This is a genomic window from Variimorphobacter sp. HTMS_6, from assembly GCF_059717775.1.
The window spans coordinates 3,381,920-3,394,730 of record NZ_AP046094.1; the positions used below are offsets into that span (position 1 = coordinate 3,381,920).

Below are 12,811 nucleotides of genomic sequence, written 5' to 3' on the forward strand. Positions count from 1 at the left end.
ACCTCATTTCATGGTTCTTTTTACCATCACGCATTTTATAATTTTAAAAAATGCCCCTATAGCCCATCTCTAAGGCAATAGAAGCATTTTAATCACAACCCATTTACAGTTATGTTTAGCATTCCTTATTCTAATACTATACCTTTGTCTACATTTATATCTCCCTTCTTATCAGCATCTTCTCCCATTGCCTCCGCATTCAACATATCTGCCAGTTGCCTCTGCTTGTTTGGATATAGATGACCATATACATTCATAGTCGTATTCACTGATTCATGTCCAACTCTTTGTGCTATTACCAGGGGTTGAACTCCTTTTTCAATCAAGAGGGCTACATGGGAATGTCTTAGGTCATGGACTCGAATCGCATCAATTTTTAGCTTTTCTGATTTTCTTTTTAGCTTCTGCTGTATCGCTCGATCTGTTACTGGAAAAATTCGATCTTTAGGAGCCACTTCATATAGTCTTGATACATACTCTTTCAATTCTTCTTGTAGAAATTTTGGAATAGTCACTTTACGATTTGAGCTTTCTGTCTTCGGTGGTGTAATTATATCTTTCTTCCCAATTCGGTAATAAGTCTTTGTGATTGAGATAGTTCCAGTTTTAAAATCGATGTCCTCGTAATAAAGAGCTAACAATTCACCAATTCGGCAGCCCATCCAGAAAAGCATTTCGAAGACTACCTTATACATTTCTTCGCTCCGTTCAAATTTTTGAATGAAGTACTCGAACTCACTCTTTGTCCAGAAGTTCAGCTCCTTAGCATTTGATCTTCCCATCTTTTCAATCTTCTTGCATGGATTATCTTTTAATCCATAATACCGATCTGCATGATTGAAAATTGCTGTAACCTGATTCTGTAACATTCTCAAGTAGGTTTCCTTATACCCCATAGCTATCATTTCGTTTTGCCACTTTAGAATGTCTGATGGTTTTACTTCATTCATCCGGAACTTGCTGAAAGCAGGGATCACCTTTGCCTCAATCATTGTTCGCTTTGTCATGACTGTTCTTTCTTTCAATCTTCCTCGCTTATCGTTAAAATAAACTTCTACGAAGGCTTTTATATTCATGTCCAGATTTGCTTGCTGTACTTGGAGAAATTCTCTCTCCCAATTCTGAGCCTCCTTCTTTGTTTTAAATCCACGCTTTAACTTTGTCTTACTATCATCCCTCCAATCCTTATAGTTAAATTTGCAATACCATGTGTTTCTTTCTTCATCCTTGTATGCTGGCACCTTTCCATCCTTCCTTTCCCTTGCTATCTATTTGTAGTGGTAGGAAGTTCAGCGAAGTCCCCAATTATGCACTGACTCCCTACCTTATGAAAGATCTCTCTTTTACCTACAGTTTTCATGTTCTTGATAGCCATAGCACTTCTTTGCAAAATACGCTTTTGGAATTCTACCTGCTTTTGTGAAATATCCCATCTCACTTAGCTCGCTATTCCATTCCCGTATAATTGCGTAGGCTGTTGATTCAGCGATCTGGAGTTCTCTTGAAACTTCCCTAGCCGATAAATACATCTGATTCATGTGTGCCTTCCCCTTTCATATGGTGAGTATCTTCGGTTTCAATCACTTTACTAACTTTACAACTCCCTTTTTTATTAGTAACTTATATGTTACTCCTTGTGAATTTGATTATATAGTAACATTATTGTTTCTGTCGATAAAGTTTTTGCAAAATTTATTTGCATTATAAAATTCTTCTTGTCATACAGTAACTTATATGTTATTGTACTTACAGAAGCATTTTAGTTACTATTGCAAAATAAAAAGGTCAGTGTGAAGAAAATGCATCTTCACACAGTAAATTTGTGCTATCGCCCAAATTTACAAGTTACGACTGAACGGAGGTTATGAAATGGCTATCGGTGAACGAATAAAACGAATCCGCATTTTTCGAAAAATGACTCAAACTCAACTTGGGGATGCAGTTGGTCTGTCTGATGTTCGTATACGACAATATGAAATAGGAAACCGTACTCCAAAGGACGACATGGTACAGGCGTTGTCAAAAGCACTTGGCTGCAACTATCGCTCCATTTATGAACCTACTCTCTATGCTGCAGAAGATGTGATGTACAATCTGTTTGAATTAGATGAGCATTATAATTTGCTGCTTCAAGAAGTGGATGACAAAGAGAATAAAGGTGAGAAGCATATTGCAGTAAGTTTCAATTATTCATTGTTGGATGATTTTCTATCCGAATGGATGAAGAAAAAAGAAGAATTAGCCTCTGGTTCAATTACCAAAGAAGAATATTTTGAATGGAAGATTAATTGGCCAGATAACAAAAAATAGCACAAATGTGTATCAAAAATGTATCACAGAGTCTTTTTCACAAGAATCCATCTTGTAGAAAGGCTTTTTTGTTCGCTATTCTTTTTTGACATTAAAAAACCGCAACCCCTCATAGAATAAGGGATTGCGGTGAATTTATGATACTAGGTATCAATTATTCAATAATTGTAGCAACCTTACCGGAACCTACTGTTCTACCACCCTCACGGATAGCGAAACCAAGACCCTGCTCCATAGCGATTGGATGAATTAATTCGATTCTCATCTCGATGTTATCGCCAGGCATGCACATTTCAACGCCATCAGGTAAGTTACAAACGCCTGTAACGTCAGTTGTTCTGAAATAGAACTGTGGTCTGTAGTTGTTGAAGAAAGGAGTATGACGTCCACCTTCTTCTTTAGTTAATACGTAAACCTGAGCTGTGAATTTCTTGTGGCATGTGATTGAAGCTGGTTTACAAAGAACCTGTCCTCTTTCGATTTCTGCTCTCTGAACACCACGAAGAAGTGCACCGATGTTATCACCAGCCTGAGCCTCATCAAGAAGCTTACGGAACATTTCGATACCAGTAACAACAACTTTACGTGTCTCTTCTTTAATACCAACAATTTCAACTTCCTCAGATACGTGAAGAACACCACGCTCAACACGGCCAGTAGCAACAGTACCACGACCTGTGATTGAGAATACGTCCTCGATAGGCATTAAGAAAGGCTTATCTGTTTCACGCTTAGGATCAGGAATCCAAGTATCAACTGCTTCAAATAATTCAACAATCTTGTCACCCCAAGAAGATGAAGGATCTTCAAGAGCTTTAAGAGCAGAACCTTGGATGATAGGTGTATCATCGCCAGGGAATTCATACTCGTTTAATAAGTCTCTGATTTCCATCTCAACTAACTCAAGAAGTTCAGGATCATCAACCATATCACACTTGTTCATGAATACTACTACGTAAGGTACACCAACCTGACGGGAAAGTAAGATATGCTCTTTAGTCTGAGCCATAACACCGTCAGTTGCAGCAACAACGAGGATAGCGCCGTCCATCTGAGCAGCACCAGTGATCATGTTCTTAACGTAGTCAGCATGTCCTGGGCAGTCAACGTGAGCGTAGTGACGAGCGTTTGACTCGTACTCAACGTGTGCTGTTGATATTGTGATACCTCTTGCCTTCTCCTCTGGAGCTTTATCGATCTGGTCGAAAGCGATAACCTCGCCAGTACCTAATCTCTCATGAAGAGTCTTTGTGATAGCTGCTGTAAGAGTTGTCTTACCATGGTCAACGTGACCGATTGTACCAATATTACAATGTGGTTTTGATCTGTTAAATTTAGCTTTAGCCATTTTATAACGTCCTCCTTTAAATAATTTATGCTTATAAGCAAATATTCTGTACTATTTTTTGCCTCATATGCCTAATTATATTTCAACTGTGAAATATTTTCAAGCAGAATCAGCGGATATAACAATTTTTTATTACTTATGCGATCCAAGTGAATCGTGTTACCGATTCACATTGCATCGCTTTCAGTTATTATTTACCTTTGTTCGCTAAAACCTTCTCTTGAACGCTCTTCGGAACTGCTTCATAGGAAGCGAAGAACATGGAGTAAGCACCACGACCCTGTGTCTTAGAACGAAGGGTTGTGGAATATCCGAACATTTCGGACAATGGAACAAATCCTCTGATTAACTTAATACCATTGATGTCTTCTGTACCTTCGATTCTACCACGACGGGAGCTGATATCACCGATAACATCACCCATGTAATCTTCAGGAACAGTAACTTCTACTCTCATGATAGGCTCGAGAAGTACGGAACCACCTTTGTTCATTGCATCCTTGAATGCCATAGAACCAGCAATCTTGAACGCCATTTCACTGGAGTCAACTTCATGGTAAGAACCGTCATAACATACAGCTCTGATACCAAGTACTTGATATCCACCAAGAACACCGGCTTTCGTAGCTTCTTGAATACCTGCATCAACTGCAGGAATATATTCCTTAGGAATAGAACCACCAGTAATAGCATTAACGAATTCGTAAGTCTTTTCAGCATTCGCATCCATAGGCTCAAAACGAACCTTACAATGACCGTACTGACCACGACCACCAGACTGTTTCGCATATTTACTATCGATTTCAACAGTCTTAGTAAAGCTTTCTTTGTATGCTACCTGAGGAGCACCAACGTTAGCTTCTACTTTATACTCACGAAGAAGTCTGTCAACGATAATCTCAAGGTGAAGCTCACCCATACCAGCGATAATCGTTTGGCCTGTTTCTTCATCGGTATAAGCCTTGAATGTAGGATCTTCTTCTGCAAGCTTTGATAAAGCTTCACCCATCTTATCCTGACCAGCTTTTGTCTTAGGCTCAATAGCTACATGGATAACAGGTTCAGGGAATACCATAGATTCAAGAATAACAGGGTGTTTTTCATCACAAATAGTATCACCAGTTGTAGTATTTTTAAATCCTACAGCCGCTGCGATGTCACCAGAGTAAACCTTATCAAGATCTTCTCTTTTATTCGCATGCATCTGAAGAATACGTCCAATACGCTCTTTTTTATTCTTTGTTGAGTTTAATACATAGGAACCAGAGTTAATGGTACCAGAATAAACTCTAAAGAATGCAAGCTTACCTACGAAAGGATCGGCCATAATCTTAAATGCTAATGCTGCGAAAGGTTCATCATCAGAAGACTTTCTGTGAACTTCATTACCATCCTCATCGACACCTTTAATATCAGGGATATCTGTAGGAGCTGGTAAAAATTCAAGAACGGCATCAAGTAATTTCTGAACACCTTTATTTCTATATGCAGAACCACAAAGAACAGGAATAATCTCAGTTCTGATTGTAGCTCTTCTTAAAGCTGCTTTTAATTCTTCTGTAGTAGGTTCTTCACCATCTAAGAATTTTTCAATTAATTCGTCATCTGTCTCGCAGATAGACTCGATCATAGCATTTCTGTATTCCTCTGCTTGATCTTTCATATCATCAGGGATCTCTTTGATCTCGATCTGCTCACCCTTATCATCGATATAATAGTAAGCTTTCATCTCGAATAAATCAATGACACCCTTGAAAGTATCTTCTTTACCGATAGGTAACTGCAATGGAACTGGATTCTTACCTAATCTGGATTTGATCATACTAACAACATTGAAGAAGTCAGCACCGGAAATGTCCATTTTATTAACAAATGCCATTCTCGGTACGTTGTATTTGTCAGCCTGACGCCATACAGTCTCGGACTGAGGCTCAACACCACCCTTTGCACAGAATACGCCGACAGCACTATCAAGTACACGTAAGGAACGTTCAACTTCTACAGTGAAGTCTACGTGTCCGGGAGTATCGATGATATTGACACGATGCTCTAAAGCGCCGGGAATCTTCTTATGCTCGAATTCTTGAGTCCAGTGACATGTTGTCGCCGCTGATGTGATTGTTATACCACGTTCTTGTTCCTGCTCCATCCAGTCCATGGTTGCAGTACCTTCGTGAGTATCACCAATCTTGTAGTTAACACCGGTATAGTACAGGATACGTTCGGTAAGTGTTGTCTTACCCGCATCGATGTGAGCCATAATACCGATATTTCTAGTTCTCTCTAACGGATATTCTCTTCCTGCCAAGGATAATTCCTCCTTAAATTATGACAAGTGAATTATCATTATTGATTATGCGAAGCAGCGAGCCGCTTCACATTCCTCATATTGTATGAAATTCCTCTTGTATGAAAGAATGATAAATATATTCTCAAGTATCATGTTTCCTTCAAAAAAGAATATGCTAAGGTAATTTATCTTACCATCTGTAATGTGCAAATGCCTTATTCGCGTCTGCCATTTTATGCATATCTTCTTTTCTTTTTACGGATGCGCCAGTATTGTTAGCAGCGTCCATAATTTCGTTTGCAAGTCTATCCTGCATTGTCTTCTCGCCTCTTTTACGAGAAAACATTGTCATCCAACGAAGTGCAAGTGTTTGTCTTCTCTCCGGTCTAACCTCGATCGGTACCTGGTATGTTGCACCACCAATACGTCTAGCTTTAACTTCAAGAACAGGCATAATGTTGTTCATAGCTTCTTCGAACACCTCAACAGCATCCTTACCTGTTTTAGCGGCTACCTTATCAAAAGCGCCGTATACGATCTTCTGGGCTGTACCCTTCTTACCGTCTAACATGATGTTGTTAACTAACTTTGTAACAACTTTATTGTTGTATAAAGGATCAACTAACACATCTCTTCTTTGTATATGTCCTTTTCTAGGCACGGTTCTTCCCTCCTTAACAAATCTTAACGAATTAAATTCGTTAGTCATTAATTCTACGGTACTCACAAATGAATAAACAAAACATTTATTCGATTGCTTGTGTTCGTGCTCAGAGTAACTTAATTCTCCATATTGTAATAACAATCGCTTTAACCCATACACCACAGATGATATAAATAAAGCGGATACAACAAATTTCACGCTTAGCGAAAAATTGTGTTGTCATGAATAAAAAATTAATCCGGCACTTAACAGTTTCGCAAGTGAATTATATTCTAATCACTTGTCAATTAGTAAATTATTTCTTTGCTTCCTTAGGTCTCTTAGCACCGTACTTAGAACGTGCCTGTCTTCTCTTAGCTACACCTGCTGTATCGAGTGTACCTCTGATGATATGGTAACGAGTACCAGGTAAATCCTTTACTCTACCACCTCTGATCAGAACAACGCTATGCTCCTGAAGGTTGTGACCTTCACCTGGGATATAGCTTGTTACTTCGATTCCGTTGGAAAGACGTACTCTGGCAATCTTACGAAGCGCTGAGTTAGGCTTCTTAGGAGTTGCTGTTCTAACTGCTGTACAAACACCTCTCTTCTGAGGAGCGGAGATGTCAGTCTGCTTTTTGTTTAAGGAGTTAAATCCTTTTTGTAAAGCAGGAGAAGTTGACTTAGTCTCAATAGTCTTTCTACCTTTTCTTACTAACTGGTTAAATGTGGGCATTAATTTTTCACCTCCTGAAATATTAGTAAATATGCATCTAGATTCTGTGGTTTTCAGTCTTTTTATCACACTATATAAGCATCAACAAAAAGCATACAAATAATACATAACATGCAGAAAATTGCATGCTTTATGATTATACGTTCATGCATTTAAATTGTCAAGGGCTTTTTTGGTTTTCACTTGAATCTATTTGTCTTTTATAGTAAAATATTGATAATTTGAAAAATTTTAAAAACCTTTCTTATTATATATGAAGAAACTATTCAGTTCAGGGGGATATCAATGAAGGATATGGCACAAACAGAGAGGCAGATTTTCATACTATTACTGCTTTCTGAAAACAAGCGAGGTTATACAATTAACGACATTCACGCATCACTTGAAAAATGGGATGTAATTGTGGACAAGAAAACAATTGGCAGGGATATCGATAGCTTATCCGGTATCTGTTTTATATCGGAAGAAGAACGTGGCGGTAAGACCTATTATACTGCGGACAAGTTTCGTCTTAGGGATATCACTTTCACATCACCAGAATTGGTTTCCCTTGCTTTCCTACTCGAATTATTAAAGCCCTATCAGAATATGGCTATGGGCAAATCCTCTCAGGAATTGATTCACAAACTGATCGATAATACAACGAATTTAAATCGGGAATTCATCAAGCATTTTAGTGGCTTTGTATCCATCAATACCAACGACTATATTACGGATGAGGTCAACCCGATTTTTGAAGAACAACTTCAAACAGCAATTCGCAACAAGAACAAGGTCAGGATTACCTATCATAGCTTTGGTCAGGACGAGGATACCACGCGCACCATCCGTCCTTATGAACTTCTAATCAATGACGGCGCTCTGAATGTAGTTGGACACTGCGAACTTCGTAATGATCTCAGGGATTTTCGTGTATCCCGTATTCAAGATATCTCCCTGCTTGAGGACTCCTTTGAGATTCCGGAAGAATATTATCTGCAGCGGGCACGCAATAAGTTCATTCATTTGTCTGGCAAAGAGAATGAGCCAATTGTTCTTGAATTCACCGGAAATACTGCCAAATACGTCAAGGAATATGAAGCTGATCTCGCAGATGAAATCCATCCTACTGAGAATGGGATATCCTTTCATCGCACTACTGCCATAACAGAAGAACTGCTTCGTTGGATTATGCAGTTCGGTTCCGGTGTAAAGGTTATAAACCCTCCTCATCTGAAGGACAAAATCAAAGCGGAATTTATTAGGGCATTTAATTTGTACAATTAAAGTCTTAATGATAATAACCTATAACCTTAGTTTAGGAATCCATCTTACAGTAATTATTTTTTCGTGAAAATTTACATATTTATCGTAAATTATGTGTTGAAAATGTCAGTTGACATTTTCTTACTACCCTTATATACTAGTGTTAATTTATTACTTTACTTGAATAAATTGTATATAACCAAAACCGATGAGTAAGAAGAGTAAACATCGCTGATTATTTCCAGAGAGCTGCGAACAGGTGGAATCGCGGTAATAACATGGTGTTGAATGGACTTACGAGGGCGGGAAGAACGACAGCTTTGCTGTTTAGTAATGCCTGACGGAAACTCCAACCGTTAACAAGGGAGCATATATGGATGTATATGAATGAAGTGGGTGCATTGCACCAAACCGGGTGGTACCGCAGAAGCGTATATTAGCTTTTGTCCCAGTAGTGATACTGAGACAAGAGCTTTTTTTATTTATCTGCTTATGGCAGAAAACGCTGTTATAAATTTAAACGAAAAGAGGAGAAGCATTATGGCAAAGAAAATTCCACACAGACTTTATCTAACAGAGGATCAGATGCCAAAGCAATGGTACAATCTGAGAGCAGACATGAAAGAATTACCTGACCCGCTTTTAAATCCAGGCACTCTAAAACCGGCGACGGTTGAGGAATTATACCCTGTATTCTGTGAAAAGCTTGCTCAGCAAGAGATGGATAACACGACTCGTTACATCGATATTCCGGAGGAAATTCAGGACTTTTACAAGATGTATCGTCCGTCTCCGCTTATCCGCGCTTATAATCTAGAGAAAGCACTGGGAACTCCGGCGAAAATCTATTACAAATTCGAAGGTAATAACACCTCCGGTAGCCATAAGCTCAACTCCGCTATCGCTCAGGCTTATTATGCAAAGGAGCAGGGTCTTACCGGCCTCACCACAGAAACCGGAGCCGGACAATGGGGAACCGCTCTTTCCGAGGCTTGTTCCTATTATAATTTACCGCTAACCGTATTCATGGTTAAGGTATCCTATGAGCAAAAGCCTTTCCGTAAATCCGTTATGCAGACCTTTGATGCAGAGATCATTCCAAGCCCAAGTGATACAACACAGGTAGGTAGGATGATTCTCGAAAAAGACCCGACCACTGGTGGCAGCCTTGGCTGCGCCATCTCCGAGGCAGTTGAAAAGGCAGTGTCCAACCCCGGTTATCGTTATGTACTTGGCTCCGTATTAAACCAGGTATTATTGCATCAATCAATTATCGGCTTAGAATCAAAGATTGCGATGGAGTTGCTTGATGAATACCCTGATATCGTAATCGGATGTGCAGGAGGCGGCTCCAATCTTGGCGGCTTAATCGCACCGTTTATGCAGGATAAGATCTTAGGTAAGGCAAACCCAAGAATCGTTGCGGTAGAACCTGCATCCTGTCCCTCCTTCACCAGAGGTAAATACGCATATGACTTCTGCGATACCGGCAGAGTTACTCCTCTTGCAAAAATGTATACCCTCGGAAGCAGCTTTATGCCCTCCGCGAACCACGCAGGCGGCTTAAGATATCATGGAATGTCACCAATCTTATCCAAGCTATATCATGATGGTTATATGGAAGCGATTGCGGTTGAGCAGACAAAGGTATTTGAATCCGCTGTATTCTTTGCAAAGCAGGAAACGATTCTTCCCGCACCGGAATCCTCCCATGCAATCCACGCTGCCATCCAAGAAGCATTAAAATGCAAGGAAACCGGCGAAGCAAAAACCATTCTCTTCGGTCTCACCGGAACCGGATATTTTGATATGACCGCTTATAACGCTTATATGAACGGAAGCATGAACGATTACATCCCAACTGACGCAGATCTGCAAAAGGGATTTGATGAGCTACCAAAGGTAGAATAGCACCTGGCGACGGGAAGGGGCTTTCAACTATACGTAAATCTATAGAAATGAGGTTATATTACCATAATGCACTGTTTGGAAGAGGCTTGTTTGATATTACAAAATCAAATAAGTGTCTTCCAACCTGTGTGTGAGGTAATATAACCTCATTTCCTTAACACCACCACCAAAAGCCCCTTGCCCTCGCCAGGTTAATTCTATTTACACCTCCCACAAATGATAAGATGCGACTCCAACTCCCATTTTCCAACAATTTTATTTTTTCATGTTTCCAACTTGTCCTTAATATGATATAATACTGGCTAGTGCTATTTTTTAGTCCGAGGATGGAGGAAGTGTAATGAACGATCAATCTAATCATGATGTATTAGAGGATAAATTCAGGGAACTGATTGAATATGCGAATAAGCAAAAAGGCGTAATAGAAGCCGATAAAATCAACGCCCTAATTGGCGAGTTAAATTTGGACAACAATCAAATTGATAAGATATATGAAAAGCTGGAAGCGAATAATATTGTAGTATTAAATATAGGTGATGAAGACGAACCTAGCAAAGACGTTCTTTTGGAACTAGAAGACGATATTGAGGAAGCACAATCCGAAATTGAAGCACTGACCCATACCTCCCATTCTATGTCAGACGACCCGGTTCATTTATACCTGAAAGAAATTGGTAATTATCCGCTGCTTACTATGGCTGATGAGATTGAACTAGCCAAAAAGATTGAAGTGGGTGATGAAGGAGCAAAGCAACTACTTGCCGAGTCCAATCTTCGTCTTGTTGTCAGCATAGCAAAGCGTTATGTCGGCAGAGGATTATCCTTCTTAGATTTAATTCAAGAGGGAAACTTAGGGTTAATTAAAGCCGTTGAAAAATTTGATTATACAAAGGGATATAAATTCAGTACTTATGCTACCTGGTGGATTCGACAGGCAATTACGCGTTCCATTGCTGATCAGTCTAGAACCATTCGTATTCCGGTACATATGTCAGAAGTTATTAATAAGACCTATCGTGTATCAAGAAATTTATTGCAGGAATTAGGAAGGGAACCCTCTGAACAGGAACTTGCCGATGCAATGAATATGCCGATAGAAAAAGTAAGGGATATCCTAAAGGTTTCTGCTGATCCTATCTCCTTAGATACGCCAATCGGTGAAGAGGATGACAGCCATCTTGGTGACTTCATACGCGATGATTCAGTGATGGGTCCTGAAGACGCTGCTTCTTATTCAATATTAAAGGATCAGATTACACGTTTGCTGGATACCTTAACCGACCGTGAACAAAGGGTACTCATTTTAAGATTTGGGTTAAAGGATGGACGCAGCCGAACTCTCGAGGAGGTAGGCAAGGAATTTAATGTTACCAGAGAACGAATTCGTCAAATTGAAGCGAAAGCATTAAGAAAGTTAAGACATCCGAGTCGTGCCAAGATGCTAAAGGGTTACGAAGTAATCTAGTTGGATTATTTTATTGTAAACTACATACCATAAGCATATATACAGTCCGCTTGAAAGGAAACACATATGAAACGTATTCTGTTAATGGTAATTCGCAGTATTTTCCAGTTACCATTTTACTTCATCCGTATTTCTCAATTAGGTAATATCGAAAAATATGATAGAGAAACCCGTTATGGTTACCTGCACAAACTAACTACTAAAGTCAACCGTCGTGGTAGAGTCACGATTGACTGTCATGGCTTGGAGAATTTACCAACGGAAAACGGTTATATCATGTTTCCCAACCATCAAGGATTATTTGATGTATTATCTATGCTCGAGACACATGAACGACCATTTACTACAGTCGTTAAAAAGGAAGTCAGTAATATCATCCTATTAAAACAGGTGTTCCGACTTATACAATCCGAAGTAATTAATCGCGAGGATATCCGACAATCGATGCAGGTCATTATGAATATGACCCGTCGGGTGAAGGAGGGCGAGAACTTCGTTATATTCGCGGAGGGGACACGCTCCAGAAAGGGCAATCAACTGCTTGAGTTTAAAGGTGGAACCTTTAAAAGCGCTATTAATGCAAAATGCCCAATCGTACCAGTAGCCTTAATTGATTCCTTCAAAGCCTTTGATACAAGTTCAATTAAGAAACTTACCGTTCATATTCATTATATGAAGCCAATATATTATGAAGAGTATAAGAATTTAAAATCAACTGAAATTGCTGAATTGGTTTCTGCAAGAATTCAAAAAACCATTCAGGAAAACACAGTTCAATCGTAAATAAAACAAGGATTACAAACAGTCACCCTGCGATTTAGAAGAGAAACTTCCAACCCGCCGGTGAAAACCTGTTTGTA

11 protein-coding genes and 1 other annotated feature are annotated in these 12,811 nt (G+C 39.3%); of the genes, 5 read left to right on the forward strand and 6 right to left on the reverse strand.

The features are described from left to right. Positions 1-125: 125 nt before the first annotated feature. Positions 126-1,241 (reverse strand): site-specific integrase, encoded by a 1,116-nt coding sequence (locus AC6IWN_RS15335; protein ID WP_497988443.1) that lies wholly within the window; start codon positions 1,239-1,241, stop codon positions 126-128. 102 nt (positions 1,242-1,343) lie between these two features. Beyond that, the gene (locus AC6IWN_RS15340; protein WP_497988445.1) at positions 1,344-1,538 is read right to left on the reverse strand and encodes a DNA-binding protein; all 195 of its coding nucleotides are present in this window, start codon (positions 1,536-1,538) and stop codon (positions 1,344-1,346) included. A 331-nt stretch (positions 1,539-1,869) separates the two neighbouring features. Between AC6IWN_RS15340 and AC6IWN_RS15345 the strand changes: the two genes are divergently transcribed. Next, positions 1,870-2,310 (forward strand): helix-turn-helix domain-containing protein, encoded by a 441-nt coding sequence (locus tag AC6IWN_RS15345; protein ID WP_497988447.1) that lies wholly within the window; start codon positions 1,870-1,872, stop codon positions 2,308-2,310. A gap of 154 nt (positions 2,311-2,464) precedes the next feature. Here the strand turns inward: AC6IWN_RS15345 and tuf are convergent, their stop codons facing one another. The 4 genes from tuf to rpsL form a co-directional block, all read right to left on the reverse strand. Beyond that, positions 2,465-3,658, reverse strand: a complete 1,194-nt coding sequence (gene tuf, locus AC6IWN_RS15350) for an elongation factor Tu (RefSeq protein WP_497988449.1) — start codon at positions 3,656-3,658, stop codon at positions 2,465-2,467. Between the two features lie 190 nt (positions 3,659-3,848). Next, positions 3,849-5,966 (reverse strand): elongation factor G, encoded by a 2,118-nt coding sequence (gene fusA, locus AC6IWN_RS15355; protein ID WP_497988451.1) that lies wholly within the window; start codon positions 5,964-5,966, stop codon positions 3,849-3,851. A 172-nt stretch (positions 5,967-6,138) separates the two neighbouring features. Next, positions 6,139-6,609: a 30S ribosomal protein S7 gene (gene rpsG, locus AC6IWN_RS15360; protein WP_497988453.1), complete on the reverse strand. Its 471-nt coding sequence runs from the start codon at positions 6,607-6,609 to the stop codon at positions 6,139-6,141. A gap of 298 nt (positions 6,610-6,907) precedes the next feature. Further along, complete coding sequence (rpsL, locus tag AC6IWN_RS15365; protein WP_497988455.1) at positions 6,908-7,330, reverse strand: 30S ribosomal protein S12; 423 nt, start codon at positions 7,328-7,330, stop codon at positions 6,908-6,910. A gap of 285 nt (positions 7,331-7,615) precedes the next feature. Here rpsL and AC6IWN_RS15370 point away from each other — a divergent pair, with 285 nt between their 5' ends. From AC6IWN_RS15370 to AC6IWN_RS15385, 4 genes are all read left to right on the forward strand, one after another. Then, on the forward strand, positions 7,616-8,596 hold the full coding sequence (locus AC6IWN_RS15370; RefSeq protein WP_497988457.1) for a helix-turn-helix transcriptional regulator: 981 nt from the start codon (positions 7,616-7,618) through the stop codon (positions 8,594-8,596). A 178-nt stretch (positions 8,597-8,774) separates the two neighbouring features. After that, positions 8,775-9,029: a binding site (T-box leader), on the forward strand. Between the two features lie 83 nt (positions 9,030-9,112). Beyond that, the gene (locus tag AC6IWN_RS15375) at positions 9,113-10,486 is read left to right on the forward strand and encodes a TrpB-like pyridoxal phosphate-dependent enzyme (protein WP_497992215.1); all 1,374 of its coding nucleotides are present in this window, start codon (positions 9,113-9,115) and stop codon (positions 10,484-10,486) included. A gap of 340 nt (positions 10,487-10,826) precedes the next feature. After that, the gene (rpoD, locus tag AC6IWN_RS15380) at positions 10,827-11,951 is read left to right on the forward strand and encodes an RNA polymerase sigma factor RpoD (protein WP_497988459.1); all 1,125 of its coding nucleotides are present in this window, start codon (positions 10,827-10,829) and stop codon (positions 11,949-11,951) included. Positions 11,952-12,017: 66 nt separating this feature from the next. Continuing rightward, positions 12,018-12,734 carry a lysophospholipid acyltransferase family protein gene (locus AC6IWN_RS15385; protein ID WP_497988461.1) on the forward strand — a complete coding sequence of 239 codons (717 nt, stop codon included), beginning with the start codon at positions 12,018-12,020 and terminating at the stop codon, positions 12,732-12,734. Positions 12,735-12,811 lie beyond the last annotated feature (77 nt).